Below are 423 nucleotides of genomic sequence, written 5' to 3'. Positions count from 1 at the left end.
GTGTTAGACAACGCCCTTTCTTACAAAAGATTAATAGGGTATGGTGGTCTGCTGAAGGAAATCCATAAGGAATTGAATTTGGGAGATGCAGAGGACGGGGATCTCGTTAATATTTCTCAAGATGACGAAGTTGCAAACGGTACTTTTGATGTCATTGCTCGATGGCATATTGGATTAAAAAATTATGTGATTCAGAGGGGTTGATGTTGTTGACCCCTTCGAAATAAAAATGAGAAGGGCGCACTTATACATTGACACTTGTCAATGTGTGCTCAAACCATCCAAAAGCCCCTGCGGGTTAAACGGCAAAGCCGTTATTTAGTCGCCGAAGGGCGACCCCATTTTTTAGAACTGACAAGTGTCAGTGCATAAATGGGCACTGCGTTCTTTTCGGAACTTGTGAAAATGTCACAATCTCAAAGT

1 protein-coding gene is annotated in these 423 nt (G+C 42.1%); it reads left to right on the top strand.

What is annotated here, in order from left to right; translation table 11 throughout:
- On the top strand, nucleotides 1–204 hold a 204-nt coding region (locus BTM36_RS06855), incomplete at its 5' end, for a protein rep (RefSeq protein ID WP_168189754.1).
- Nucleotides 205–423 lie beyond the last annotated feature (219 nt).

Origin of the sequence: Herbaspirillum sp. VT-16-41 (genome assembly GCF_001994935.1) — a bacterium.
GTDB classification, from domain to species: domain Bacteria; phylum Pseudomonadota; class Gammaproteobacteria; order Burkholderiales; family Burkholderiaceae_D; genus Herbaspirillum; species Herbaspirillum frisingense.
Note: the sequence above shows the minus strand (reverse complement) of the source record. Positions and strands in the feature narration are given on the sequence as shown.